At 71.4% G+C, this 25546-nt stretch carries 28 protein-coding genes; 17 read left to right on the plus strand and 11 right to left on the minus strand.

Annotation, left to right across the window (positions count from 1 at the left end):
* Positions 1-20: 20 nt before the first annotated feature.
* On the minus strand, positions 21-1013 hold the full coding sequence (locus C4J65_RS18895; RefSeq protein WP_115743461.1) for an aldo/keto reductase: 993 nt from the start codon (positions 1011-1013) through the stop codon (positions 21-23).
* 51 nt (positions 1014-1064) lie between these two features.
* The gene (locus C4J65_RS18900; protein ID WP_115743462.1) at positions 1065-1652 is read right to left on the minus strand and encodes a Uma2 family endonuclease; all 588 of its coding nucleotides are present in this window, start codon (positions 1650-1652) and stop codon (positions 1065-1067) included.
* A gap of 90 nt (positions 1653-1742) precedes the next feature.
* Here C4J65_RS18900 and C4J65_RS18905 point away from each other — a divergent pair, with 90 nt between their 5' ends.
* Positions 1743-2531 (plus strand): aminoglycoside adenylyltransferase family protein, encoded by a 789-nt coding sequence (locus C4J65_RS18905; protein ID WP_115743463.1) that lies wholly within the window; start codon positions 1743-1745, stop codon positions 2529-2531.
* Here the strand turns inward: C4J65_RS18905 and C4J65_RS18910 are convergent.
* Positions 2504-3193, minus strand: a complete 690-nt coding sequence (locus C4J65_RS18910) for a GDSL-type esterase/lipase family protein (RefSeq protein ID WP_115743464.1) — start codon at positions 3191-3193, stop codon at positions 2504-2506. The genes C4J65_RS18905 and C4J65_RS18910 overlap by 28 nt on opposite strands.
* Positions 3194-3305: 112 nt before the next feature.
* Between C4J65_RS18910 and C4J65_RS18915 the strand changes: the two genes are divergently transcribed.
* A complete protein-coding gene (locus C4J65_RS18915) occupies positions 3306-4289 on the plus strand; it encodes a WD40 repeat domain-containing protein (protein WP_162833244.1) in 984 nt (327 codons plus the stop codon).
* Here the strand turns inward: C4J65_RS18915 and C4J65_RS18920 are convergent.
* A complete protein-coding gene (locus C4J65_RS18920) occupies positions 4263-5069 on the minus strand; it encodes a TetR/AcrR family transcriptional regulator (protein ID WP_115743466.1) in 807 nt (268 codons plus the stop codon). The genes C4J65_RS18915 and C4J65_RS18920 overlap by 27 nt on opposite strands.
* 96 nt (positions 5070-5165) lie before the next feature.
* Here C4J65_RS18920 and C4J65_RS18925 point away from each other — a divergent pair, with 96 nt between their 5' ends.
* The 6 genes from C4J65_RS18925 to C4J65_RS18950 all read left to right on the plus strand — a co-directional run bounded on the left by C4J65_RS18925 (position 5166) and on the right by C4J65_RS18950 (position 10003).
* Entirely contained in the window at positions 5166-6173 is a 1008-nt protein-coding gene (locus C4J65_RS18925; protein ID WP_115743467.1) for an ATP-binding cassette domain-containing protein, read from the plus strand.
* On the plus strand, positions 6170-7012 hold the full coding sequence (locus C4J65_RS18930) for an ABC transporter permease (protein WP_115743468.1): 843 nt from the start codon (positions 6170-6172) through the stop codon (positions 7010-7012). Before C4J65_RS18925 ends, C4J65_RS18930 begins: the two co-directional genes overlap by 4 nt.
* Positions 7013-7126: 114 nt before the next feature.
* Positions 7127-7666, plus strand: coding sequence for a hypothetical protein (locus C4J65_RS18935; protein WP_115743469.1), 540 nt, complete (start codon positions 7127-7129; stop codon positions 7664-7666).
* 2 nt (positions 7667-7668) lie between these two features.
* Positions 7669-8886, plus strand: coding sequence for a histidine kinase (locus C4J65_RS18940; RefSeq protein ID WP_115743470.1), 1218 nt, complete (start codon positions 7669-7671; stop codon positions 8884-8886).
* Complete coding sequence (locus C4J65_RS18945) at positions 8883-9563, plus strand: response regulator transcription factor (protein WP_115743471.1); 681 nt, start codon at positions 8883-8885, stop codon at positions 9561-9563. Before C4J65_RS18940 ends, C4J65_RS18945 begins: the two co-directional genes overlap by 4 nt.
* A 59-nt stretch (positions 9564-9622) precedes the next feature.
* Positions 9623-10003: a nuclear transport factor 2 family protein gene (locus C4J65_RS18950; protein WP_115743472.1), complete on the plus strand. Its 381-nt coding sequence runs from the start codon at positions 9623-9625 to the stop codon at positions 10001-10003.
* Positions 10004-10025: 22 nt separating this feature from the next.
* Here the strand turns inward: C4J65_RS18950 and C4J65_RS18955 are convergent, their stop codons facing one another.
* Positions 10026-10493 (minus strand): hypothetical protein, encoded by a 468-nt coding sequence (locus tag C4J65_RS18955; RefSeq protein WP_115746522.1) that lies wholly within the window; start codon positions 10491-10493, stop codon positions 10026-10028.
* 90 nt (positions 10494-10583) lie between these two features.
* The gene (locus tag C4J65_RS18960; RefSeq protein WP_115743473.1) at positions 10584-10817 is read right to left on the minus strand and encodes a DUF397 domain-containing protein; all 234 of its coding nucleotides are present in this window, start codon (positions 10815-10817) and stop codon (positions 10584-10586) included.
* Between the two features lie 179 nt (positions 10818-10996).
* On the opposite strand from C4J65_RS18960, the gene C4J65_RS18965 reads away from it, so the two are divergent.
* Both C4J65_RS18965 and C4J65_RS18970 read left to right on the plus strand, forming a co-directional pair.
* Entirely contained in the window at positions 10997-11761 is a 765-nt protein-coding gene (locus C4J65_RS18965; protein WP_115743474.1) for a DUF6879 family protein, read from the plus strand.
* An 18-nt stretch (positions 11762-11779) separates the two neighbouring features.
* Positions 11780-12628 carry a helix-turn-helix transcriptional regulator gene (locus C4J65_RS18970; RefSeq protein ID WP_115743475.1) on the plus strand — a complete coding sequence of 283 codons (849 nt, stop codon included), beginning with the start codon at positions 11780-11782 and terminating at the stop codon, positions 12626-12628.
* A 248-nt stretch (positions 12629-12876) separates the two neighbouring features.
* Here C4J65_RS18970 and C4J65_RS18975 read toward each other — a convergent pair whose 3' ends face one another.
* On the minus strand, positions 12877-13296 hold the full coding sequence (locus C4J65_RS18975; protein WP_115743476.1) for an ATP-binding protein: 420 nt from the start codon (positions 13294-13296) through the stop codon (positions 12877-12879).
* A gap of 136 nt (positions 13297-13432) precedes the next feature.
* On the opposite strand from C4J65_RS18975, the gene C4J65_RS18980 reads away from it, so the two are divergent.
* From C4J65_RS18980 to C4J65_RS18990, 3 genes are all read left to right on the plus strand, one after another.
* On the plus strand, positions 13433-14302 hold the full coding sequence (locus tag C4J65_RS18980; protein WP_115743477.1) for a helix-turn-helix transcriptional regulator: 870 nt from the start codon (positions 13433-13435) through the stop codon (positions 14300-14302).
* The gene (locus tag C4J65_RS18985) at positions 14299-14481 is read left to right on the plus strand and encodes a DUF397 domain-containing protein (protein ID WP_115743478.1); all 183 of its coding nucleotides are present in this window, start codon (positions 14299-14301) and stop codon (positions 14479-14481) included. Before C4J65_RS18980 ends, C4J65_RS18985 begins: the two co-directional genes overlap by 4 nt.
* Before the next feature lie 160 nt (positions 14482-14641).
* Positions 14642-15562 carry a hypothetical protein gene (locus tag C4J65_RS18990; RefSeq protein WP_115743479.1) on the plus strand — a complete coding sequence of 307 codons (921 nt, stop codon included), beginning with the start codon at positions 14642-14644 and terminating at the stop codon, positions 15560-15562.
* Between the two features lie 74 nt (positions 15563-15636).
* On the opposite strand, the gene serC is transcribed toward C4J65_RS18990, so the two are convergent.
* Positions 15637-16755, minus strand: a complete 1119-nt coding sequence (gene serC, locus C4J65_RS18995; protein ID WP_115743480.1) for a phosphoserine transaminase — start codon at positions 16753-16755, stop codon at positions 15637-15639.
* A 110-nt stretch (positions 16756-16865) separates the two neighbouring features.
* On the opposite strand from serC, the gene C4J65_RS19000 reads away from it, so the two are divergent.
* Positions 16866-19718, plus strand: coding sequence for an FAD-binding and (Fe-S)-binding domain-containing protein (locus C4J65_RS19000; RefSeq protein WP_115743481.1), 2853 nt, complete (start codon positions 16866-16868; stop codon positions 19716-19718).
* A gap of 19 nt (positions 19719-19737) precedes the next feature.
* Here the strand turns inward: C4J65_RS19000 and C4J65_RS19005 are convergent, their stop codons facing one another.
* Both C4J65_RS19005 and C4J65_RS19010 read right to left on the minus strand, forming a co-directional pair.
* On the minus strand, positions 19738-20898 hold the full coding sequence (locus tag C4J65_RS19005; protein ID WP_115743482.1) for an alpha/beta hydrolase: 1161 nt from the start codon (positions 20896-20898) through the stop codon (positions 19738-19740).
* Between the two features lie 139 nt (positions 20899-21037).
* Complete coding sequence (locus tag C4J65_RS19010) at positions 21038-21388, minus strand: hypothetical protein (protein ID WP_115743483.1); 351 nt, start codon at positions 21386-21388, stop codon at positions 21038-21040.
* A gap of 201 nt (positions 21389-21589) precedes the next feature.
* Between C4J65_RS19010 and C4J65_RS19015 the strand changes: the two genes are divergently transcribed.
* Together C4J65_RS19015 and C4J65_RS19020 are read left to right on the plus strand one after the other, a co-directional pair.
* Entirely contained in the window at positions 21590-23107 is a 1518-nt protein-coding gene (locus C4J65_RS19015; protein ID WP_240330457.1) for an FG-GAP repeat protein, read from the plus strand.
* Between the two features lie 73 nt (positions 23108-23180).
* On the plus strand, positions 23181-23759 hold the full coding sequence (locus C4J65_RS19020; protein WP_115743485.1) for a DinB family protein: 579 nt from the start codon (positions 23181-23183) through the stop codon (positions 23757-23759).
* Positions 23760-23774: 15 nt separating this feature from the next.
* On the opposite strand, the gene C4J65_RS19025 is transcribed toward C4J65_RS19020, so the two are convergent.
* Complete coding sequence (locus C4J65_RS19025) at positions 23775-24227, minus strand: NUDIX domain-containing protein (RefSeq protein ID WP_115743486.1); 453 nt, start codon at positions 24225-24227, stop codon at positions 23775-23777.
* 197 nt (positions 24228-24424) lie between these two features.
* Between C4J65_RS19025 and C4J65_RS19030 the strand changes: the two genes are divergently transcribed.
* A complete protein-coding gene (locus tag C4J65_RS19030; protein ID WP_162833245.1) occupies positions 24425-25423 on the plus strand; it encodes an EamA family transporter in 999 nt (332 codons plus the stop codon).
* The last annotated feature ends 123 nt before the right edge of the window (positions 25424-25546 follow it).

The raw sequence follows: 25546 nt of genomic DNA on the forward strand, positions 1-25546 counted from the left end.
CCGCTCACCACCTCACCCCGCTACCAGGCGAAGGCCTCCGGAGAGGGCCCCGGCCCCGGGAAGACCTCGTCGAGCCCGGCCAGCAGCTCCTGGGACAGCTCCAGCTCCACGGCCCTGAGCGCCGACGCGAGCTGCTCGGCGGTGCGCGGACCCACGATCGGGCCGGTCACGCCGGGCCGGGTCAGCAGCCACGCCAGCGCGGCCTCGCCCGGCTCGACGCCGTGCTTGTCGAGCAGGTCCTCGTACGCCTGGATCTGTGCCCGCTTCGCCGGGTCGGCCAGGGCGTCGGCCGCCCGTCCGGAGGCCCGGCGACCGCCCTGGACCTCCTTCTTGATGACCCCGCCGAGCAGCCCGCCGTGCAGCGGCGACCACGGGATGACGCCGAGGCCGTACTCCTGCGCGGCCGGGATCACCTCCATCTCGGCGCGGCGCTCGGCCAGGTTGTACAGGCACTGCTCGCTGACCAGGCCGATGGTCCCGCCGCGCCGGGCGGCGGTCTCGTTGGCCTGCGCGATCTTGTATCCGGGGAAGTTCGAGGACCCGGCGTACAGCACCTTGCCCTGCTGGACCAGCGTGTCGATGGCCTGCCAGATCTCGTCGAAACCGGTGGCGCGGTCGATGTGGTGGAACTGGTACAGGTCGATGTGGTCGGTCTGGAGCCGCTTCAGGCTGGCGTCCACCGCCCGCCGGATGTTCACGGCGGACAGCTTGTCGTGGTTGGGCCACGCCTCGCCGTCGGCGCCCATGTTGCCGTACACCTTGGTGGCGATGACGGTCCGGTCGCGCCGGTCGCCGCCCTGGGCGAACCAGTTGCCGATGATCTCCTCGGTACGGCCCTTGTTCTCGCCCCAGCCGTACACGTTGGCGGTGTCGAAGAAGTTGATACCGGCGTCCAGCGCCGTGTCCATGATCGCGTGGCTGTCGGCCTCGTCGGTCTGCGGACCGAAGTTCATGGTGCCGAGGACGAGCCGGCCGACCTTGAGTCCCGTGCGTCCGAGCTGCGTGTACTCCATGTCCCCAAGCCAACGACTTGGAGTGCGCTCCAGGCAAGCGGGCAGGTCCGGTCAGTCGCGGGGGAAATCCGCGGTGGGGAGCGTGAGGCCGAGGACGGTGTCGGTGAGGTCCAGGTCCTGCCCGAAGGCGAGCCGGAACTCGGCCGTGTAGTCCCCGTCCTTAGGCTGTGAGAAGACGTGGCAGCGCCCCTGGTAGGGGTCGGCGATGAGGTAGAGGGGGACCTCGGCTGCGGCGTAGGCGAGCTTTTTGGGGCCGTAGTCGTTGGCGGCGGTGCCCTGGGAGATGACCTCGGCCACGAACTCGACGTCCTGGTAGCGCCAGTGGCCCGTTCCGTCCGGCTCCGCTCCGTCGCGAAGTTTGGCGACGTCCGGGCAGAAGCCGTTCTCATGGCCGGGGAAGTCGATGCGAACGTCCGAGAAGATCTTGACGTCCTTGCCGAACTTGTCGTCGACGGCTCGTGCGATGCGGAAGATGATCGCCCAATGCGTGTCCCGCTGCGGTGTCATATGAACGTTGCCCTCGACGATCTCGACCCTGAATCCTTCGGGGACGGGCATCCGCTCCAGCCGCTCGAACCACTCGTCCAAGCGCTTGGTGTTGGCGTCGGCCATGTCGATCCTGTCGTCAAGGACGGTCATCGTGGCGCTCCTCCCCGGCTGTCCCACGGGCGGGAGCAGCCGCGCGGTACAACGATACGCACGGCGACCTGGACACGGGAGGACGCGCATATGCCAGACCTGGAGCGGGACCGGGACCGCACCGATCACCTCGTCGCCCTCGTCCGGCGTCACCTCGACCAGGACGGCGACGTGCTCGGCGTCTACGCGCACGGCTCCGCCACCCTCGGCGGGCTGCGCCCGTACAGCGACCTCGATCTTCTCGTCGTCCTGGGACGTCCGACGACGGCCGGGCAACGCGCGCGGCTCACCGGGGAGTTGCTCGGCGTGTCCGGTGGTGCGGGGCGCCCCGTCGAGCTGATCGCCGTGGTGCGGGACGAGGTCCGGCCCTGGCGGTATCCGCCCCGCCGGGAGTACCTGTACGGCGAGTGGCTGCGCGACGCCTACGAACGCGGCGCCGTCCCGGAGCCGGAGGACGACCCCGACCTCGCCCCGCTCCTGACCATGGTGCTGCGCGCCGACGCCCCGCTGTACGGCCCGCCGCCCGCGACCCTCCTGGACCCCGTGCCGCACGGCGACCTGCGGCGGGCGATCACCGCCGGGGTGCCGGAGCTGCTGGGCGAGCTGGAGTCGGACACGCGCAACGTGCTGCTCACCCTCGCCCGCGTCTGGAGCACGCTCGCCACCGGTGACATCCGGTCGAAGGACGCGGCGGCGGACTGGGCCCTGGGGCGGCTGCCCGCCCCGTACCGGCCGCCGCTCGCCCACGCGCGCGCCGTCTACCTCGGGCGGGAGACGGAGAACTGGAGCGGTCGGGCGGTGCGGGCCTGCGCCGACCGGCTGGTCCGGGAGATCCGGGAGATCCGGGCGGTCTACGGGGACGGGGGGCCGGGGGAGTAGGGCCCGCCGAGCCCCCACTCCTCGGCCATCGCCGTCGCGAAGGCCTCCGCGATCCGGTGCTCGCCGCGCTCGTTGGGATGCGTGCCGTCGTAGGTGTCGGTGTGGAAGTCGTACCCGGGCGGCGGCGGGACGAGCAGCAGCGGGGAGCCCTCGTCGTCGAGGTCGGCGACGGTCTTCACGAGGAGTTCGTTGAAGTGGGCGACCTGCGCGGCGAAGGTCTCGTCGGCGTCCACCCGGATGTTGTGCAGCACCGGCATCACCGCCACGCGCACGCGCGGGTTCGCCGAGCGCGCGTGCGCCAGGAAGACGCGGACGTTGGCGGCGGTCTGCTCGGCGTTGGTGTAGAAGCCGAGGTCGATGAGGCCCAGCGAGACCAGGAGCACGTCCGCGCGGCAGGACCGTACCGTCTCCGCGATCAGCGGGGCCATGTGGTGCCAGCCCTCGCCCCAGCCGGCCAGGTGGGCGCGGGGGAAGCCGGGTTCGGCGTAGGCGTACGAGGTGGGGGCGTCCGTCACCCGGTCGTGGAGGGTCTCGCGCGGGCCGACGAAGGTGAAGGGGCGGCCGCAGGAGTCGCGCAGGTGCTGCCACAGCCGGAAGCGCCACGTGTGTTCGCCGGCACTCCCGATCGTCATGGAGTCACCGACGAACATGAACCTGAGCATCCGCTCATCATGGACGATCGGCCTGGTCGACGCGATGTGAGCCCGACCACGCAGGGTGACCGAGGGGGTGACCGCCGACGTGAACGCCCGCGCGGGATGGCAGGCTTGGCGCATGCGCCGACCCTTCGCCCTCCTCGCCTCGGCCCTTCTCGTGGGTGCGTTCGCCGTGCCCGCCTCCGCGGCGGACGCGGACGACGGGCCCGCCGGGAGCGACGGGTTCACGATCAAGGACCCGCGCATCACCGAGTCCAGCGGCCTCGCCGCGTCCCGTCTGCACCCCGGCATCTACTGGACGCACAACGACCAGGACACCGGCCCGTACATCTACGCCGTGGACGGCGCCACCGGCGAGACCGTCGCCCGGGTCGCGCTGTCCGGCGTCGGCACGCCCCGCGACGTCGAGGCGATCGCCATCGGGCCCGGCAACAAGATCTTCGTCGGCGACATCGGCGACAACGACGGCGTGACCTGGCCGTACGTGTGGATCTACGAGCTGCCCGAGCCGACGGACCTGAAGGACCAGACCGTCAAGGCGACGCAGTACGTCGTGAAGTACACGGACGGCTCCCGCGACGCGGAGTCGATGGTGGTCCACCCGAAGACCGGGCGGGTCTACATCATCGACAAGCACGAGGACGGCGGGCATCTCTACGAGGGCCCGGCCAAGCTGTCGCCGTCCGGCACCAACGTCTTCAAGCCCACCGTGCCCGTCGACCTCTGGGCCACGGACGCCGCGTTCTCCCCGGACGGTGAGCAGCTCGCCGTGCGCGGCTACCTCGGGGGCATCTGGTACGACTGGAACGGCGGGAAGATCAAGCGCGGGGAGCGGATCAGCGTGCCCCTGGGGCAGGGCGAGTCCGCCACCTACACCACCGACGGCAAGAAGCTGCTGCTCGGCATGGAGGGCGTCAACAGCCCCGTGAAGGCCGAGGACGTGCCCGGCGGCGACTCGGGCGGCGGGTCGGGTTCCGGCTCCCATGCCTCGGGTGCGGACTCCGACGGTCCGGGCGGCAACACGCTCAAGGTGGGGGCGGTCGGGCTGCTCGTCGCGCTGGCCGCGCTGTTCGGGCTACGCCGGATCTTCCGGCGTCGCTGAGCCGTCCCCCGCCGCGGGGGCGTCCGCCGCCCGTCGCGAGGCCACCAGCACCTCCAGCCCGTCGAGGATGCGCTGGAGCCCGAACTCGAAGTGGTCGAAGCCGGTGCCGAAGGCGTCCTCGGAGAGGGAGGAGAGCACGGGGTAGCGCCCGCTGCTCATGGCCTTCACCAGCACCGGCTCCTGGGCCGCCCAGAACTGCGCGTCCGTCAGCCCGGACCTGCGCTCGGCCTCCCGCTCGTACACCTGCGTGCGGGCGGCCCCGACGACGTACCCGTCGATCATGACGATCACCGAGACCAGCTCGGGGTCGGTCAGGCCCATCGGCTTGATCCGGGCCAGTACCTTCTCCATGCCGTCCAGGGCGGACGGGCCGAGGACCGGGCGGGACTGGTTGACCTCCAGCAGCCAGGTGTGGCGGCGGTGGAGGGCGAGCGCGGCGTGGCCGAGGGCGTGCAGCGCCGAGCGCCAGCCGCCGTCGCCGAGGTCGGCCGGGTTCTCGGACGGGCGCTGCACGCGGTCCAGCATCAGGTCGATCAGCTCGCCCTTGCCGGGGACGTAGCGGTACAGGGACATCGTGCCGGTGCCAAGCTCGGTGGCGATCCGGCGCATCGAGACCGCGCCCAGACCGTCCCGGTCCGCGACCTCGACGGCCACCTCCACGATCCGGTCCAGCGTCAGGCCCGGCCTGGGGCCCCGGCTGGGGCGTCGGCCGGTGTCCCACAACAGTTCGAGGGTGCGGCCGATGTCGCCGCTGCCGCTGGTCTCCGTACCGCTTGCCATGGGGTCAGTTTAAGTCCGCGCCAAAAAACTGAGTACGGTGTACGCGCAATCGGGTACGGTGTACTCAGTCAGGGAACGAAAGGGGGACTGGGACCCATGAGTGAGCGACACGCGGTACGGGCCGAGGGCCTGGAGAAGCGCTACGGCGACAAACGCGCTCTGGACGGCTTCGACCTGACCGTCCGCGAGGGCACGGTGCACGGCCTGCTCGGGCCGAACGGCGCGGGCAAGACCACGGCCGTGCGCATCCTGTCCACGCTGGTCCGGCTGGACGGGGGACGGGCCGAGGTAGCGGGCCTCGACCTCGCCCGGCAGGCACGCGAGGTGCGGGCGCGGATCGGCCTCACCGGCCAGTACGCGGCCGTGGACGAGGTGCTCACCGGCCGGCAGAACCTGGAGATGTTCGGGCGCCTGTTCCACCTGGGCGGCAGGCGGGCCCGGGCCCGCGCGGTCGAGCTGCTGGAGCGGTTCGACCTGACCGACGCCGCCGACCGCGGCGTGGGCAAGTACAGCGGCGGCATGCGGCGGCGCCTCGACCTCGCCGCGTCGATGATCCTCGCCCCGGCCGTCCTGTTCCTGGACGAGCCGACGACGGGCCTGGACCCGCGCAGTCGCGGCGAGGTCTGGGAATCGGTCCGCGCGCTGGTGGCGAGCGGCACGACGGTCCTGCTGACCACGCAGTACCTGGAGGAGGCCGACAAGCTCGCCTCCCGCATCACCGTCATCGACCGGGGCCGGGCCATCGCCGACGACACCCCGGACGGGCTGAAGAACCTGGTCGGCGGCGACCGGATCGAGGTCGTGGTCGCCGACCGGGCCGAGATCCCGCGGGTGGTGGAGACCGTCGCCCGGGTCTGCAAGGGCGAACCCGAGGTGGAGGACGAGGCGCTGCGCGTGCACGCCCCGGTCGCCGACCGGGTGGCGGCCCTGACCGAGGTGGCGCGCACCCTCCAGGACGAGGGCGTCGCCGTCGAGGACATCGGCCTGCGCAGGCCGAGCCTCGACGACGTGTTCCTGCGCCTGACCGGCCACCGTACGAGCGCCGGGAGCGCGCAGGACGCGGAGCACACGGCGAGCCCGGAGAAGGAGGCGGTGGCGGCATGAGCGCCCTCGACGTCGACCCCGCCGCCGGTCCGGCGACGGCCCCGCCCGAGCGCGGCCGCCTCTACTGGCTGCTCGCCGACTGCGGCAACATCGTCCGCCGCGGCCTGACCCACTACCAGCGCCAGCCCGTCAACATCGCCTGGCAGCTGGGCTTCCCGATCCTGTCCGTCCTCCTCTACGGCTATGTCTTCGGCAGTGCGATGACGGTGCCCGGCGGCGGGGACTACAAGGACTTCCTGATGCCGGGCATGTTCGTGATGACCATGGCGTTCGGCTTCATCAACACCGCGACGGTCGTGGTGTACGACTCCACGAAGGGGGTCATCGACCGTTTCCGCTCCATGCCGATGGCGTCCTCGGCGGTGGTGGCCGGGCGCGGGGTGACCGATCTGGTCGTCGCCTGCGCGGAGTTGGCCATCATGATGCTGACGGCGCTGGCCATGGGCTGGCGCCCGGAGGGCGGTTGGGGCTTCGTGGCGGCCTTCGGCCTGCTGCTGTGGCTGCGCTTCGCGCTGATCTGGATCGGCGTGTGGCTGGGCCTGCTGGTCCCCAACCCGGAGGCGTCGGGCGGCCTGTTCGCGGTGGCCTTCCCGCTGACGATGATCTCCAGCATCTTCGTCGCCCCGCAGCTCATGCCCGACTGGCTGGGCTGGGTCGCCGCGTGGAACCCGATCTCGTCCACGGCGGCGGCGGCCCGCGAGCTGTTCGGCACGCCGGTCGGCGGCGGCGACTCGTGGGTCGAACAGCACGCGCTGCTGATGGCGGGCGTGTGGCCGGTGGTCCTGACGGCGATCTTCCTGCCGCTGGCGGTACGGAGGTTCCAGCGGCTGAGCCGGTAGGGGCGGCCAGGGCGTCCGGGCCGGGGGTGGAGACCGGGGGAGCGGTGGATCTCCACCCCCGGCTCCACCCATGGGTCCAGGTGTCGGTGGCCTGGTCAGAGGAGCCTTGAGGGCATGACAACGACTGAGTGGATCACCGACATCGCCCTGGTTCTCATCGTCTTCCGGCAGCTGCGAGAGGGCCGGCTCGACCGCGGGACCTTCCTGATCCCGCTGGGGATCGTGGCCGTCGTGGCGTACTCGTACCTGGATTCCGTTCCGACCGCGGGCAACGACCTCGTCCTGATCGCGGCCCTCACGGCCGTGGGCGCCGCGCTCGGCATCGCGGGTGGCGTCTACACCCGGATCCGGCCCCTCGACGGGCACCTCGTGATCAAGGCGGGCGCCGTGCCGGCGATCCTGTGGGTGCTGGGCATGGGCGCCCGCATGGGCTTCCAGGTCTGGGTCGAGCACGGCGGCGGCGCCGACGACGTCGCCCGGTTCAGCATCGACCACCACATCACGAGCGACCAGGCCTGGGTGGCGGCGTTCGTCCTGATGGCGGTCACCGAGGTGGTCACGCGGGTCGCCACGATCTACGTACGCAGCCGCACCCGGAACGTCACCGGGGCTCCCGCCGCCTCCGCCGCGCCCGTCCTCGACCGTACGGCCTGACCGTGCGCTATGTTCTGCCGGTGGCCGCCACCGAGAACCCTCCGCCCCCGGACCCGGGGGCGGACCCGCGTCCGGCTCCGGGTCCGGGGGCGGTCCCCGGTCAGGACCCGCGTGTGCAGTGGGGCCTGAGTCTCGCGGTCGTCGCCGTGGGAGCCCTGACGATCCGGCCCATGGGATTCAGCGGCCAGGGCCTGGCGGTCGCCGTCCTCTTCGTGGTCAACTCCGCGGCGCTGCTCGGCCGGGGCGTGCCCGAGCACCGGGTCCCCCCGCGGGTGGCGCTCACCTGGCTCACCCTCGGCATCGTCGCGGCGGCCGCCCTGCTCGGCGTCAGCGACAGCGGTACGGGCTACCTGTTCGCGTACTTCCTCGCCGGACACATCGGCTACCGCCTCGACACCGGGCGGGCCCTCACCCTCGCGGCGGCATGCTCCCTGCTCTGCGCCGCCGTCCTGTACTTCCACCTCGGCCCGGGAGACCCGGAGTTGCCCTGGGTGCTCGGCCTCACCACGGGCGTCCCGGTCGTGGTCGGCATCCTCAACCGCACCCAGCGCCAGGCCGTACGGTCGGCGCTCTCGGCCGCCGAGTCGGCGGAACGCGCCGCCCGCGCGGAGGCGAGGACCGCCGTCCTCACCGAGCGCGGCCGGATCGCGCGGGACGTGCACGACGTCCTCGCGCACTCCCTGGCCGGCATCAACATGCAGCTGGAACTGGCCGACGCCCTGCTCGAGACGGGTGACCTGGAGAAGGTCCGGGAGGCCAACGGCAAGGCGCACGCCCTGGTCAAGGAGAGCCTGAAGCAGGCGCAGTGGACCGTGCACGCGCTACGGGAGGACGCGCTGCCGCTGCTGGAGAGCCTGACCGCGATGGTCGAGTCGGCGGGCCACCGCGACGCCCTCACCGTCGCCGGCACGGTCCGCGAGGTGCCGGCCCAGGTGACCCAGAACCTGCTGAGGATCGCCCAGGAGGCGTTGACCAACGCGGCCCGGCACGCACCCGGCGGAAAGGTCGGGGTGGACCTGACGTTCACCGCGGCGTCGATCACACTGAGGATCCGCAACCGGCCCGCCACCCGCGCGGTGACGCCGGGCATCGGCAGCGGAATGGGGTTGATCGGCATGCGCGAACGCGTCGCCCTGCTGGGCGGGAGCGTCACCGCGGGGCCGGTCACCGAGGGACCGGACCAGGGCGGCTGGCAGGTGGAAGCGGTGATACCGGGATGAGTGAACAAACCGACGGTCAGGCGCGGTTGAGGGTGATCGTCGCCGACGACCAGGCCGCGGTGCGCGAGCCGCTCGCGGCGGTGCTCGGCCTGGCCGAGGACATCGAGGTCGTGGCGGCGGCCGCGGACGGCACCGAGGTACTGGCGGCGGTGACCGCCGGTCCCGTCGACGTGGTGCTGATGGACCTGCGCATGCCGGTGCTGGACGGCATCGAGACGACCCGCCGCCTGACCGAGGAGCACCCGGAGGTGGCGGTGGTCGTCCTGACCACCTTCGCCGACGACGAGTCGATCCTGGGCGCGCTAGGCGCGGGGGCCCGCGGCTACCTGACCAAGAACGCGGGACGCCAGGACATCACCCGCGCGATCCGGGCCGCGGGCGCGGGCCAGTCCGTACTCGACGGCGAGGTCCAGGCCCGCCTGCTCGCCACGGCCAGGGCGCAGGCACCCGCCCCCGACCAGGCGGCGGCCCGGCATCCCCTGCCGGACGACCTCACCCCCCGCGAACGCGAGGTCCTCGCCCTCATCGGCCAGGGCCTGTCCAACCGGGGCATCGCGGAGAAACTCTTCATCAGCGAGGCCACGGTCAAGACCCACATCAACAACCTGTTCGCCAAGGCCCACATCCGCGACCGCGCCGACGCGGTCCGCCGGGCCATCGGGGCGGGGCTGGCTTGAGGAACAACCGACTTGCCGCTGTCGAGGCTCTTGTCAGACCGGTGTGAAAGGCTCCGCCGATGGAATCGTCAGAGGTCATCGAGACACTGTGGGACCGGATCCAGGCCCGCGACTGGGCAGGTGTCGCCGGGCTGATCGCCGCCGAGGATGCCGTTGTCGAGTGGCCGATCAGCCTCGAACGCATCGTCGGCCGGGAGAACTTCGTCGCGGTGAACCGTGAATACCCGGAAGGCTGGTCGATTCGGGTGCTCAAGGTGGTGGCCGAGGGCGACGAGGTCGTCTCCGAGGTGGAGGTGCCGCACGACACTCTCGGCGTCTTCCGCGCGGCGTCGTTCTGGACCGTGCGCGACGGGCAGGTCGTCCGTGGGACGGAGTACTGGACGAGCATGGGGGCCGACCCGCGACCCGATTGGCGAGCCGCCCTCGTCGAACCGATGTAGCGGCGGCGGGCAGCCGCCCCGTTCACAGCATGGGGCAGGGAGGAGCGGGAGATGCGTCCTCCGAGGAGCAGGCCACCAGGGCGAGGGACAGAAACGTCGGGCGTTCGAGGTAATGGCCCAGCGACACGTCTCCGCCCCACCGCAGCCGTGCCTCCGCCGAGGTGATGAGGGCGGACAGACGGCAGGCGTCACGCTGGGTGTCGGACAGGAAGCGGGGCGCGTACTCGGTCAGACGTTCACCGAGCCATGCTGCGGCGTCCCGCGCGTCGGACCAGGTGCCGCGCACCTGTACGGGCGGCTTGCGCAGCCAGTGCCGCGTTTCCAGCGGGGGCAGGTCGCAGGACGGGAACTCGGCGGCCACCTCGCGATACCGCTGGGCCAGCTCCGGCCGGCCCCCGGCGGGCGGCGGCTCGCTGTGCGGAGGGCGCCGCAGGGCCTCCTGGTCGAAGCGGGACTTGGGGCCGACCCAGAGGTAGCCGTGGTGATGCAGGTGATGCACCGGCGGTCCTTCGGTTCTTCTGACTCCTCCTCCCGGCCGAGGTGGCCGGGAGGAGGAGGTCGGAGAAGTGCGGGGCGGTGGTCAGAGGGCCAGACCGAAGCGGGTCGGGTCGATCCCGGCCACGCTCAGTTCCTCGGTCGTGAACCGCAGCGGCTCGGCGTCCGGCCGCTTGCTGTCACCGAGGGCCCAGGCGTCGCTGCCGATGCGGGCGAGCGTCACGCAGGACTCGCCGTCGGGGTGGGTGTTGCCGCCGCACGCCGTCGCGAACGAGGCGTCGGAGAGGTCGAGTCGGTACAGATCGTTTCGGTGCGGCATTGCTGTTGTCCCTTCCTGGTCGTGTGGCTTGGGGATGACCGTAGGGAGGGGCAGAGGAGCAATGAGGCGAATATTCTTCGTTATTCTCGCACCGTCACTCTGAATGCATGGACATTCACTCAGAGGTACGACCATGCTGAGTGCGCAACATCGTTTAGACCCGAGGGGGTTGGTGCGTAATGGCGCGCAGGTTGCGGTTCAACGGGACGGGGAGCAATGGTGGCGGATGCCCGTCCGTGCACGAGGACGTGGACAGCGGAGAGGTGATCGTGCACGGACCTCCGCTCGGGCAGGAGGATGTTGCCCAGCTGCAGCACCTTTCGGAAAGCGAGGTCGCCGTGGTCGTGCCGCGCGACCTGTTGGTGGACTGGACCCCGAAGGAGCGGACTCGGCAGGCAAGGACGATCGATCTCGCCGAGTTCAGTGGCCTGTTCGGCAAGTTCGAACACACCGCGTGGCGCCTGGAGACGCGGCGGCGGTACGCGAGCGACGAGGACGGCGATTCCTGGCAGCAGTTCATGAAGGCCGGACGAGTCGAGGAGGACTGGTCCAGGGATGATTCGGTCAGTGCCTTCCGCAAGACGATTAAGACCCAGACGGCACTCGGAAAGCGCATCGAGCGGGTGCGGTTGGTGGATACGCCGCCCACTCCTGGTCAGCGCTACCTGTTGGAGCATGCCCGGTGGAACATCGAGTCGGGCGAGGACATCCGCAACATGCGGCGTGCCGACGCGGACCGGCTCCGGCTCCCCGCCGAGGACTTCTGGCTCTTCGACAGCCGCCTTGTCGCGCTCCTGCGCTTCGATGACGACGACCAGCTCACACATGTGGACCTGATCACCGAGCCCGCAGAGGTCGTGCGCTGCTGCATGCTGCGGGACACTGCTTGGCACCACGCCGTACCGTGGACGCGATTCATGGCGGAGATGCGCAGCGAGATGTAGGGGCAAGAGCGGACACCGGTGAGCACGGACTATCAGAGAGCGCGTGAGGAACTGGGCCGAAGGCTGCGGGAACTGCGCGCCGAGAGCCCCGATGGCCGGCTCACCGGTACGGCACTGGCCTTGCGTCTCGGGTGGCCCCAGTCGAAGGTCAGCAAACTGGAAAGCGGCAGGCAGACCCCTACGAGGGACGACCTCAGGGCCTGGGCCGAGGCGGTGGGGCAGCCTGCCGCTTTCGATGAGCTACAGGCTCGTCTGAAGGGCTTCGAGAGTCACATCCGATCCTGGCAGCGACTGCTCGCGGCAGGTCACGCTCCTGTACAGGAGACATGGAATGCCGTCGTCGGTGAGGCGCGAACACTGCATGTGTGGGACGGCCATGTCGTCAACGGTCTGCTGCAGACGGCCGACTACGCCAGAAGCCTGTTCACGTCGCACGCAGAGCTCCGCCGCTCACCGCAGGACACGGAGAACGCGGTGCGCGCCCGTATGAAGCGGCAGGAGTGGCTGTACCGGCCAGGCAGGCGGTTGAACCTGCTGATGTGGGAAGCCGCACTTCAGTCTCGCGTGTGTGCGCCGGACGTCCTGGCCGCTCAACTGGACCGGCTGCTCGGCGTGGTGGGCATGGACACCGTTCACCTGGGGATCGTTGCCTTGGACAGCCCGTTGCGCGTCCCGGCCGGGAACGGGTTCTGGTTAATGGACGACCGGCTGGTCACGGTCGAGGACTGGCACGCCGAACTCTGGCTCGACGATGCTGAAACGATCGCTCTGTACCGCCGGGCCTGGGACGCCCTTGCGGAGTCAGCCGTCTACGGCGTGGAGGCGCAACAGGTGATCGCCCGCGTGCGACGCGGTATCAAGGCCTGAGGACATACGGCCGCACCATGTCGTCCTCGGTCTGCCATGGCGGTGGCTGCGGATGGTCCGGCATTGGCCAGCAAAGTTCGTTGGCCGGACACGGCAAGTAACGTCCCTCCCTGCGGCAGCGTTTGTGCCAGCGGCGCCAGCGGGCGTCGTACGGGCTGAGGAGTGGCCACACGTACGGGTCCGGTTCCCGCACGTGGTGGGCGAGAGGCACCGCTGTCGTCCTGTCGGCGCGCCGCCGTACGAGCGCGTCATGGAGCCGCCGGAGCCACATCGCACCTCCCCGCGAGCGTGAACCGCGCCCAGACGCACTTCGTGTACGGGCCTTGGCGGCAGCCCCAGTCGTCCGACAGCGCCGACACGAGAGCCAGCCCGCGCCCGCCCTCCTCGTCGGGTCCGGAGTCGTGAGGCCGGGGAAGCCGGTCCCGGTCCGGGTCGGAGACCTCCAGGACCAGTTCCGGACCGTCCAGGGTGAGGGTGACGCCGACCTGCGCGTACGAGGTGCGGCAGTGCAGTACGGCGTTGGTGACGAGTTCGCTGGCCAGCAGGACGACGGCATCGGTGAGTTCGTCGGCGACGCCCCAGCCGGCGAGGGCCTTGCGTAAACGCTGCCGAGCTGTCGGCACGTGTCGCCTGTGCTTCGGGACGAGGAAGCTCTCGGTTGCGGGCATGGGCTGAAGCTAGGGCGGCAAATGGCAAGCCCACAACCCACTCAACTGAATACATTCAGTCGTCCACTCGATCGAGTGAAGCGCGCTCGATGCCGACGGCCGGTATGTCATCGTTGCGTGAGGAGAGGGGAGGGCCATGCCCGCAGGAGGACGGCCGACCGTACGCAGCAGGCGACTTGGCACCGCGCTCAGGCAGTTCCGGCACGCCGCGAAACTCGATCAGCCGCAGGCGGCCGAGATCATCGCAGCGAGTCAGGCCAGAGTCAGCCGTCTTGAGAGCGGGCATGTGACCGCTCGTGTCATTGAGGTGCGGCTGCTGCTGGACGCTTACGGGGTCCACGAGCCTGAGGTCCGCACCAAGCTGGAGGAGTTGGCCAAACACTCCAAGAATCGAGGGTGGTGGCTCGAGCACGCTGCGCACCTGCGGCCCGACTATGTCGATCACATCGCCTTGGAGGATGACGCAACCTACATCCGGGAGTGGCAGCCCGTGATGGTGCCGGGCCTGCTCCAAACTCCGGCCTATGCCGAGGCTGTCATCGCCGGCGGGCCCCACTACATCGATCCGGAACGAGTCGCCCAGTTGGTGACAGTGCGTGTGGGCAGGCAGGCTAAGATCGAAGAGGGCGGGACCTCGTACACGGCGATCCTCTGGGAAGCGGCCATTGCGCACCCGCTGGTGGGCGTCGACATCCACCGGGATCAGTTGTCCGCGGTCCTGGAAGTCGGCAAACGGAAGAACGTCACTGTCCAGGTACTGCCGTTCAGTGCCGGAGCGTTGGCCGGTCTCGCCTCCGCCTTCTCATCGTTCAGCTTCGACGAGGAGCCGACCGCCGAGGCCGTCACCTTGGACAACCTGCGGGGGACCTCGGTCCTCGAAAGCCCTGAAGACCTCGCCGCTTACGCCAATGCGTTCGACCTACTACGATCGTCGGCACTGGCACCGGACGCGAGTGCGCAGCTCATCCGGGGCATACTGCGGAGCCTGAAGGAAGACGGATCGTGACTGAAGTCGTAAGCCCTTTCCGCAAGTCCTCGTACTCGGGGCAGGAGAACAATTGCGTCGAGGTCGCCAACACAGCCCCCGGGGATGGTCGCGCCGTCCGCGACAGCAAGCAGCAGGACGGCCCCTTGCTCACCGTCTCCCGCGATGGCTGGCAGGCCTTCCTGCGCCAGTTCGCGTAGGCATCGCACGCGCGAAGGGCGCCCGGCGGGGGATCCGCCGGGCGCCCTTCGTCTTGCGTGCCGACCGGAGTTGTCATAGTCCCCTGGCATGTTCACTCGTACGACTGAGCCCGACCCGAATCCCCACGCTTAATGTGCCCATGCGATTACGTTCCGTCGCATGGTCAGTTCACCGCATGAAGCCTTGCACCGGATCTTCCGGGCGGATCCGGGGCTGTTCGCCCGCCTTCTTCCGCAGGCGGGCATCGACTTCCCGGAACACAGCGCGATCGAACCCCTGGACACCGATCTCACCGAGATCAGGCCGCTTGAGCGCCGAGTGGACAGCGTGTTCCGGGTGCGTGTGCCCGGCGAGGAGGGCGGCTTCGTGCTCGCCGTCGAGTCACAGGGCAAGCCGGATCCGAAGAAGCACAACAGCTGGACGTACTACTTGGCACACATCTATGCCAAGTACCGGTTGCCGCCGTTCCTTCTGGTGGTGTGCAGGGACAAGGCGACCGCGTCGTGGGCGGCGGAACCGATCCGTATCGGTCGCGGGTTCCACACGAGCATGGTGGTCTTCCCGCTGGTCCTGGGGCCCGGAACCCTCCCCGTGATCACGGAGCCGGACGAGGCGGCCCGGGACCTGGGAGTCGCCGTCTTCTCCGCGCTCGCCTACGCCAAGGATCCGGGGCTGACTGCGATACTGGACGCGCTGGCGTCAGGAGTGGCGGTCGATGCCGACAAGTCCGGGTCCAGGGGCAACTCCGAGACCGGCGGGGACGTGGACCGTGTGGACTGGGCGGAGATCGTCGAAATCGGTCTGGGCGAGGGCCCGGGTCGTGAGTACTGGAGGCATCTGATGGCCACTTACACCCCGAACTTTCCGGGCAGCAACACGATCGTCGAGGAGTCCTGGCTCGAAGGCCGCGCCAAGGGCCAGGCGGAGGCTGTTCTGCACATCCTCAAGGCGCGAGGTATTGAGATCTCCGGCTCCGTCCGGGAGCGGGTCACCGAGTGCACCGACCTCGACGCGCTGGGGACCTGGCTCGACCGCTCCCTCAGCGTGGCACGCGCCGAGGAGCTGTTCGTCGAGGAGTAAGAGCGTACGGATGTGCGGAGGCGCCCGGCGGATGATTCGCCGGGCGCCCTTCGTCGTTGGACTCGTGGTCGCGGCTACAGCTTCTCGATCACGTAGTCGACGCACTTCGTCAGCGCCTCGACGTCCGCCGGGTCGATCGCCGGGAACATCGCGACGCGCAGCTGGTTGCGGCCGAGCTTGCGGTACGGCTCGGTGTCGACGATGCCGTTGGCGCGCAGCACCTTGGCGACGGCGGCGGCGTCGATGTCGTCGGCGAAGTCGATGGTGCCGATGACCTGCGAGCGCTTGGCCGGGTCGGAGACGAACGGGGTGGCGTACTTGGACTCGTCGGCCCACGTGTACAGGCGGGTCGAGGAGTCCTTGGTGCGAGCCGTGGTGAAGTCCAGGCCGCCCTGGCCGTTCATCCAGTCGAGCTGCTCGCCGAGGAGGAACAGCGTGGCCAGCGCCGGGGTGTTGTACGTCTGGTTCTTGCGGGAGTTGTCGATCGCCGTCGGCAGCGAGAAGAACTCCGGGACGTGGCGGCCGGACGCGTGCACGCGCTCGGCGCGCTCGATCGCGGCCGGGGAGAAGACGCCGATCCACAGGCCGCCGTCGGAGGCGAAGGACTTCTGCGGGGCGAAGTAGTAGACGTCGGTCTCGGCGATGTCCACCGGGAGGCCGCCCGCGCCGGACGTCGCGTCGACCAGCACGAGGGCGCCCTCGTCGGCACCGGCCACGCGCTTGATGGGCATGGCGACGCCGGTGGAGGTCTCGTTGTGCGTGAGGCCGTACACGTCCACGCCGGCCTCGGCGCGCGCCTCGGGGTGGGTGCCCGGGTCGGAGGAGACGACGGTCGGCTCGGCCAGCCAGGGAGCCAGCTTGGCTGCCTTGGCGAACTTGGAGGAGAACTCGCCGAAGCTCAGGTGCTGCGACTTGTTCTCGATCAGGCCGTGGGTCGCGACGTCCCAGAACGCGGTGGAGCCGCCGTTGCCGAGGATCACCTCGTAGCCCTCGGGGAGCCGGAACAGCTCGCGGACGCCCTCGCGGACCTTGCCGACCAGGTTCTTGACGGGCGCCTGGCGGTGGGAGGTGCCGAGCAGGGACGTACCGGTGGCGGCCAGGGCGTCCAGCGCCTCCACCCGCACCTTGGAGGGACCCGCGCCGAAACGACCGTCCGCGGGCTTCATGTCAGCAGGAATCTGGATCTCAGCCACGAGCCGGAGGGTATCGCCTCGGCCAAACCGGACGAAGACATGTCCGTCCGATGAGACGAGATCTCCGCCGTGCGGACCTGTGCGGAGCTACGAGAGCCCATGCTGGAGGCATGACCGATCTGGAGGCAGCACTGCGCAGGGCCGTCCGCGGCGAGGTCGGGTTCGACACCACGTCCCGGGCGCTGACCACCATGGACGCGTCGAACTACCGGAGGGTCCCGCTCGGGGTGGTCGCGCCCAGGGACGCCGACGACGTGGCGGCCGTGCTGGAGGTGTGCCGGGAGCGCGGGGTGCCGGTCGTGGCGCGGGGCGGCGGTACGTCGATCGCCGGGCAGGCGACGGGTACGGGGGTGGTGCTGGACTTCACCCGGCACATGAACCGGCTGGTCGCGCTCGACCCCGAGGCGCGTACGGCCGTCGTCCAGCCGGGGCTGGTCCTCGACCGCCTCCAGGACGCCGCCGCGCCGCACGGGCTGCGTTTCGGGCCCGACCCCTCCACCCACAGCCGCTGCACGCTCGGCGGCATGATCGGCAACAACTCCTGCGGCTCCCACTCGGTCGCCTGGGGCACGACGGCGGACAGCGTGCGCGAGCTGTCCGTGCTCACCGCGCGGGGGCGGCGGCTGCGGCTCGGGCGGGAGTGGGCCGGCGCGCCGGACGGGCTGCGCGGGCTGGTGGACGGCGACCTCGCCCGCCTGCGCACCGGCTTCCCCGACCTCCCCCGCCGCATCTCCGGCTACGCACTGGACGCCCTGCTCCCGGAGAACGGCGCGGACGTGGCCCGTTCCTTCTGCGGCTCGGAGGGCACGCTGGGCGTGCTGACCGAGGCGGTCGTACGGCTGGTGGAGGCACCCCGGGCGCGTGCGCTGGCGGTGCTGGGCTACGCCGACGAGGCCGGGGCGGCGGAGGCGGCGGCCGGGCTGCTGCCGCTCGGCCCGCTGACGGTGGAGGGCATGGCGGTGGACCTGGTGCCGTCCACGGAGGGACTGCCGCGGGGCGGGGCCTGGCTCTTCGTGGAGACGGGCGGGGAGACGGAGACGGAGGCACGCGCGCGTGCGGAGGCGGTCGTACGGGCGGCGGACGTCGTCGACGCGCTGGTGGTGACCGACCCGGCCGGGCAGCGGACGCTGTGGCGGATCCGGGAGGACGCGAGCGGTACGGCGACCAGGATGCCGGACGGTTCGGAGGCGTGGCCGGGGTGGGAGGACTGCGCGGTGCCGCCGGCCCGGCTGGGCGGCTACCTGCGGGACTTCCGGCGCCTGCTCACCGCCCACGGCCTGCGCGGCACCCCGTACGGGCACTTCGGCGACGGCTGCATCCACGTACGCATCGACTTCGACCTGCTGACGGAGGCCGGGGTGGTCCGCTTCCGCCGCTTCTCGGAGGAGCTGGCGGACGTGGTCGTGGCGCACGGGGGTTCGCTGTCCGGCGAGCACGGGGACGGGCAGGCGCGGGCGGAGCTGCTGCCGCGGATGTACGGGGAGGAGACGGTGGCGCTCTTCGAGCGGGCCAAGGCGGTCTGGGACCCGGACGACCTCCTCAACCCCGGCATGCTGGTCCGCCCGGCGCCGCTCGACGCGAACCTCCGCTTCGCCGTCCTGCCGCGCGAGCCGGTGGACGTGGAGTTCGGCTATCCGTCCGACGGCGGCGACTTCTCGGCGGCGGTACGCCGGTGTGTGGGCGTCGCCAAGTGCCGTACGACGTCGGTGTCGGGGGCGGGCGTGATGTGCCCGTCGTTCCGCGCGACGGGGGACGAGGCGCATTCCACGCGCGGACGGGCGCGGCTGCTGCACGAGATGCTCGCCGGGGAGCTGGTGACGGACGGCTGGCGGTCGACGGAGGTACGGGACGCCCTCGACCTGTGTCTGTCCTGCAAGGGCTGCCGCTCCGACTGCCCGGTCGAGGTCGACATGGCCACGTACAAGGCGGAGTTCCTGCACCACCACTACGAGGGGCGCCGCCGCCCCGCCGCCCACTACGCGATGGGGTGGCTGCCGGTGTGGCTGCGCTGGGCGGCGCGGACGCGGACGGCGCCGGTACTCAACGCGCTCGCGTCGGTACGGCCGTTGGCCGCCGTGGCGAAGCGGCTGGGCGGGATCGCGGGGGAGCGGGAGGTGCCGCGGCTGGCCAGGGAGACGTTCAGCCGGTGGTGGCGGGGGCGGCGCCGGGGACCGGCCGAGGACGGCGACCTGGTGGTGCTGTGGCCCGACACGTTCACCGAGCACCTCTCGCCCTCCGTGGGCCGGGCGGCCGTACAGGTGCTGGAGGCGGCGGGGCTGCGGGTGGTGCTGCCGCCGACGCTGCGGGGACGCGCGCTGGTCGGGGACGGTACGTCGAGGTCGGCGCCGGCGCTGCTCACGGCGCGGCGGGGACAGGTGTGCTGCGGCCTGACGTACGTCTCGACGGGCCAACTGGACCGTGCCCGCGCGGTGCTGCGCCGCACGCTCGACCTGATGGCCCCGGTGCTGGAGACGTCGGCGCCGGTCGTCGTCCTGGAGCCGAGCTGCGCCGCCGCCCTGCGCACCGACCTGCCCGAGCTGCTGCACGACGACCCGCGCGCGGCCCGGCTCGCGGCGCGTGTGCTGACCTTCGCGGAGGCGCTGGAACGCCACGCACCCGACTGGACACCACCGGCGGTGAACCTCCCGGCGGTCGGCCAGACCCACTGCCACCAGCACGCGGTCCTGGGCGACGCGGCCGACCGGCGCCTGCGCGAGTCGGCGGGCCTGACCGGTGAGCTGAGCGGCGGCTGCTGCGGCCTCGCGGGCAACTTCGGCTTCGAGGACGGCCACTACGAGGTCTCGGCCGCGTGCGCCGAGGACCAGCTCCTCCCCGCGGTGCGCGAGGCGCCGGACGGCGCGGTGGTCCTGGCGGACGGGTTCTCCTGCCGGACGCAGCTGGAGCAGCTGGCGGGGGTGCGGGGGCGGCATCTGGCGGAGGTGCTGGCGGAGGGGCTGGAGTGACGGTTCCGCCGGGGGTCCCCTACGGCCGGTGGAATCCGACCTCGGGGTGGGAGGACGTGGGGCCGTGGAGGAGGGGCTGGGCGATGCCCCGGAGGTGGAGGTCGAAGAAGGCGCCGACGTAGTCGCGGGTGATGTACCAGCCCCGCTCGCCCGAGAGCGGCACCTCCGGATCGGGCAGCTCCAACTGCTCCGCCAGCCAGGGGATGTCAGTGAAGGAGAAGTGCCCGGCCCCCGCCACGGTCAGCCAGCGTTTCCAGCCGTGCAGGCGGTCGTAGGTGGCGGCCCAGTCGCTGGCGGTGTTGCCGGGACCGTGGACGGCCTCGGCTCCGACCATCATGAACGGGCGTCTGCCGATGCGGTGTCCCGCGTCCGGTACGAAGAAGCCCCCGTCCAGGTTGACCCCCGCCCGTACCCGGCGGTCGGCCGCCATCGTGGCCATGGCGGCCGCTCCGCCGATCGAGTGGCCGGCGATGCCGATACGGCGCGCGTCGATCATGTGTGCCGGTGCCCCCGTACTCCGGCGGTCGGTCAGCTCGTCGATCACGAAGGAGAGGTCCGCGGCCCGGCCCCGCACGACCGTCGCCTCGTCGACATCGGCGCCGACGCGGTCGCAGGCCACGCAGGGCGGGACCCGGCCCCCGGGGAACTCCGTCCCGACGGACTCGTAGGCGTGGTCCACGGCGGCCACGACGTGGCCGCGGGCGGCCAGGTCCTCGGCGAGCGCGGTGAGCGTGGTGCGTGGCATGGAGAAGCCGGGGGACAGGAGCACCAAGGGGAAGCGGCCCCGCGCGGTCGGCGTGGCGAGCCGTGCGTGCGTACGCGTTCCGGCGACCGTCTCGGCCGGGACGGCCTCGGCGAGTCCTTTGGCCTCCAGGAGCCGCTGCGCCTCGCTCTCGGTCATGTACGCCGCCGGGGCCCCGCCGGACGAGCGACCCGGGTAGAACACGGACACCATCAGCTCCCGGCCGCGTGCCGTCGGCACCCAGGGGTCGCGGCGCTGCCGGTCGACGAGGTGCAGGGTGCGGCGCCCCACGGGGTGGGGGCCGGAGGGCCGGGGCAACTCCAGCGCCGGGGCGGACACCGACGACGCGGGCGCGGCCCCGACAAGGGGTACGGACACGGCTCCCGCGAGCAGCGCGGCCAGGACGGTTCTGCGCGAAGTGCTCGAACTGATCGTCATGCGGCCGACGTTAGGGGCCCGGTCGCGCTCAACGCGTCCGGCCTGGGCGGTACTTGGGCGTACGACCGGAGGGTGATCCCGGGGACCGGGATGGCACCGTGGGATCAGGAACCCGTGCGGCCGCTTCGTGGGCGGGGTTTCACAGCCACCGCTTGGCTGCCTCGACGCTGTCGCCGATGCCGGTGTTGAACGCGATCGCGGCACTTGGTGCGTGTCGCCGGACCAGGTTCACGACCTGCTCGAAGAACGTCAGAGCGGGCTCCGGTTTGCGTATCCCACCTCCGATGACGACCACGTCCCAGTCTCGTTCGGACAGTGCCGCGACTACCGTGGACTCGGCTGATTCGCCCGGTGTGATCAACGCCGCGGAGACGTCGATGGCATGTTCACCGAAACGGGCCAGTTCCTTGTCCAGGGCCGCGCGCAAGGCGTCCCCGTCCGTACCGGGCAAGGCCTGTGGGTCGAAACCAAGAATGAGGGCGGAAGGCATGCCCTGTATGACGGTCAGTCGGTCCCGCTCGTTCCCCCGGTCCGAGGCTGATCGACGCCCAGGATCTCCGCGAGGCGCGAGAGTCTGTGCGCGGGAGACGTCGGAACCGCGTGCCGCGGTGGGTGCGTGATCTTTCGTATGGACGGTTCGGGTGATCAGGGGCAGGCGTCGCGGTGGCGGGGCGTCAGGCGGTCGTGGGTGATGGGGGGCGGCGCGGTCGTCGTCGCCTTGGCGGTCGCCGCGGGTCTGGTGATCGCCGACGACGGGCCGGCCGGCATCGCGTCGCCGTACGACTGCGGGACGGGCGGCGGCCACGGCACCGCCACCGCCGCACCCGGGTCGGACCGGCCCGCGTCGGAAGGCACCGCCGACTTCGACGGGGACGGGCACCCCGACCTGGTCCTCGGGGGGCCTGCGGACGTGGAGGGCGCCGTCGGCGGCGGGAGCATCGAGGTCGTGTACGGGGCGGGGGAGGGGGCGGGGACCGCCCGTTGTCAGTTTCTGACGCAGGACGACGCCGGAATACCCGGGAAGAGCGACTACGAGGCCTTCTTCGGGGCGGAGACCGTGGCGCGCGACTTCGACGGGGACGGATACAGCGACCTCGCCGTGACCGTCCTCGACTCGGGGTCGGGCATCATCATCATGTGGGGGTCCGAGGAGGGGCTCTCGCGTGCCGCGCGGGTACCGGGGACGGACGTCAGCCACGTCGCCTGGGACAACGACGGTTCCCTGAACGAGAGCCTCGTCGCCGGGGACTTCGACGGGGACGGGCATTGCGACCTGGTCTTCGGGCTCGGCTCCGACAAGGGGCTGCTCAAGGGGCCGTTCGGACGGGACGGCGACCCCGCCGGGACGGGCCGTGTCCGCGCCCCGCGCAGGCCGTCCGCCGATGTCGAACTCGCGAGCTACGTCGACCTCGTCGCCGGGGACCTCGACGGCGACGGGATCGACGACCTGGTGAGCTTCCACAACGCGGACACGAAGTCCGAGGTGAACCGACCGGTGAGCTACCTGCGCGGTGGCCGAAACGGCTTCACGCAACCGGAGGGCACCCGCCTGCCCGACGCGGACACGGGCGCGATCGGCGACGTGGACGGGGACGGCATCGACGACCTGGTCCTCAACCCCTTCGGCGGCGACCCGAGCCGCAGTTCGGTGACGGTGGCGTACGGATCGGAGGACGGCCCGGGGGAGAGGACGACGACCGTCGACCAGAACACCCCCGGCGTGCCGGGCGATGAACTGCGGGAACAGGACGTCGTCTTCGAGAGCCTGGACACCGGGGACGTCAACGGTGACGGATACGAGGACGTGGTGGCCGGGGCTCCCCGGTGGGACCTGGACGGGAACGGGGAACCGGGGCCCGAGTACGTGCTGTTCCTGGCGGGAGGACCGGAGGGGCTCAGCGGTGCCGGCGCCCGGCTGTTCGACGGGCGCGACCTCGGCGCCGCCCCGGGCGGGGACGCCGACTTCGGCGCCGCCGTCGGCCTCACCGACCTGGACGGCGACGGGCTGGCCGACCTGGTGGTGACGGCGCCGGGCAGCGGCACGGTCGACAGCGTCACGTGGCTGTTGTCCGGCACCACCGACGGCCCCTCCGCCGAGGGCGTCGCCCGGCTGTCCGCGGACACCTTCGAGGACGCCGGGCCAGACACCGCGATGGGCTTGGGCGGGATCGCCCACCGAGGATTCCGGTCCTCGTCCCCTGCGATCTAGGACACGAACTGGCCTAGATCGCTCCTAGTGTGGTCCTCGACCGACGGAGCAGGAACACCGGAAGGCGGAGACCATGACCCTTGACGAGTCGACCACCAGCGAGCCGACCACCCGCGACCTCGCCGAGGCCCCGGCCGCAGCCCTCACCGGCGAGCGCGCCGACCTGGTGGAGATGCTGGCCAAGCACCGGCACTTCCTGCGCTTCACCACCCGTGACCTCACCGACGAGCAGGCCGGGCTCCGGACCACCGTCAGCGAGCTGTGTCTGGGCGGCCTGATCAAGCACACGGCCTCGGCCGAGCGGAACTGGGCCGAGTTCATCGTCAACGGCCCCTCCGCGATGGGCGACTTCGCGGCCATGACCGAAGCCGACTGGGCCCAGCGGGCCGACGAGTTCAAGATGCTGCCCGGCGAGACGCTGGCCGGTGTGCTGGACGACTACGCCGAGGTGGCCCGCCGGACCGAGGAGCTGATCGCCACTCTGCCCGACCTGGGAGCCACCCAGCCGTTGCCGAAGGCGCCGTGGTTCGAGGCCGACACCGAGTGGTCGGCGCGCCGGGTGCTGATGCACGTCATCGCCGAGACCGCCCAGCACGCCGGCCACGCCGACATCATCCGCGAGTCCCTGGACGGCGCGAAGAGCATGGGCTGACCCGCCGTCCGCTGCTCAGGGCACCGTCTCGCCCTGTACCAGCGGACGGCAGACCGGCTGGACGTCCTCGGGCAGCTCGTCCGGGCGGCACCAGCGGGCCTCCAGGATCTCGAACGGGTCGAGGCGCAGCTCCCCGCCCAGGAGCCGCGCCTCGTACGCCACCTCCAGGCGGGTGCGCAGGCCGCTGTTGAGCATGACCAGCCGGCCCGCCTCCACGTCGAGCCCGGTCTCCTCCCTGACCTCCCGGACGACGGTCCGCCGGAAATCCTCGCCCTTGTGCGCGAAGCCGCTCGGCAGACCCCACTGGCGGCCCGGCGCCCACAACCGGTGCTTCAGCATCAGGACCCGCCCCTCGTCGTCCCGCACGACGCCGGTCACGCCGACCACGAACTTGGCGTTCACCAGCCACATCAGGCGGCTCTGGACGGGCCGCAGCAGGCGCCAGAGGCGGGTCAGGAGTCGTCTCACCCGGTGGACGCTACCCGCTCGGTCCGGGGCCCGGTCCGGACGGTCCCGGTTCGCCCGGCGGACGGGCGTTGACAGCCGCATGTCCCGGCCCTGACAGTTGCGTAAAAGTGCTACGTGCCTGACATAGTCCATTACTGTGGACCGTGCAGTGCAGTACGCTGAACGACGTCCACCCCGCGCACCGTCCCGGAGCCCCCGTGAGTACCCCCAGTGCCACTCCCAGCGCCACCCCCGGCACCTCGTCCCCGGCCGCCGCGCCCGCCGCCGCGCCCGCCGTCGGTCACGCGTCCATGCCGGACGGAGCGCCGGGTGATGCTCCTGGCGGACGGTTCGGCGCCCTCGGCCCCGTGGGCCTGGTCCTCGCCGGCGGCATCTCCGTGCAGTTCGGTGCCGCGCTGGCGGTGAGCCTGATGCCGCGGGCCGGTGCGCTCGGCGTGGTGACCCTGCGGCTGGCCGTGGCCGCCGTCGTCATGCTGCTGGTCTGCCGGCCGCGGCTGCGCGGCCACTCCCGGGCCGACTGGGGCACGGTCGTCGTCTTCGGCGTCGCCATGGCCGCCATGAACGGCCTCTTCTACCAGGCCGTCGACCGCATCCCGCTCGGCCCCGCCGTCACCCTGGAGGTGCTCGGCCCGCTCGCCCTCTCCGTCTTCGCCTCCCGCCGCGCGGTCAACCTGGTCTGGGCCGCGCTCGCCCTGGCCGGCGTCTTCCTGCTGGGCGGCGGCGGCTTCGACGGCCTCGACCCGGCCGGTGCCGCCTTCGCCCTGGCGGCGGGCGCCATGTGGGCGGCGTACATCGTCTTCAGCGCCCGCACCGGACGCCGCTTCCCGCAGGCCGACGGGCTGGCCCTGGCGATGGCGGTCGGCGCGCTGCTGTTCCTGCCGCTGGGCGTCGTCGAGTCGGGGACCAGGCTCATCGACCCGGTGACGCTCGCACTGGGCGCCGGGGTCGCCCTGCTCTCCTCCGTCCTGCCCTACACCCTCGAACTCCTCGCGCTGCGCCGCCTGCCCGCGCCGACCTTCGCCATCCTCATGAGCCTGGAGCCCGCCATCGCCGCCGCGGCCGGTTTCCTCATCCTCGACCAGGCCCTGACCGCCACCCAGTCCGCCGCCATCGCCCTGGTCATCGCGGCCAGCATGGGCGCGGTACGGACCCAGGTGGGGCGGCGGCGGCCGAAGCCGCTCCCCGAGCTGCCGTGAGCGCCGCGGGTGACCGCCCCGGCGCGCGTGACCACCCGGTGACGGCCCCGGCGCGCGTGACCCTCACCCGCGGCGCATAGGCTGCGTACCTGGTCAGCTCATCGGGATCACGGGGAGGGAACC

It is taken from the genome of Streptomyces sp. CB09001 (genome assembly GCF_003369795.1).
Taxonomy (GTDB): domain Bacteria; phylum Actinomycetota; class Actinomycetes; order Streptomycetales; family Streptomycetaceae; genus Streptomyces.